Genomic DNA, 239 nt, shown 5'->3' with positions numbered 1-239 from the left:
GATATTCCCGAACTGCTCTTCCCTCTCAAGACGACCCTGGGTGTTGACCGACAGCAGAAAATCGCTCTGTTTCTTCAGCGGCCCCGCGCCAAGCTGGCCGGCAGACACCTGCACGTTCTGCTCCTGCATCGCGCTGACCACATCGGAGGCGGGCAAGCCACGTGCCGCCACCTTATTGGGATCGAGCCAGTCGCGCATCGCGTAATCACCGGCACCGAAGGTCTGAATCTGACCGATGC

Annotated in this window: 1 protein-coding gene; it reads right to left on the bottom strand. The window is 61.1% G+C overall.

Translation table 11 applies throughout. The annotated features are described in order from the left end of the window. A partial coding sequence (locus KVT28_RS26580) for an efflux RND transporter permease subunit (RefSeq protein ID WP_217551299.1) occupies nucleotides 1-239 on the bottom strand: 239 nt, incomplete at both ends.

The sequence above is a fragment of the Pantoea sp. GbtcB22 genome (assembly GCF_019091025.1).
Taxonomy (GTDB): Bacteria; Pseudomonadota; Gammaproteobacteria; order Enterobacterales; family Enterobacteriaceae; genus Pantoea; species Pantoea leporis.
The sequence above is the reverse complement of the archived record's forward strand: the minus strand, read 5'-3'. Positions and strand labels throughout refer to the sequence as shown.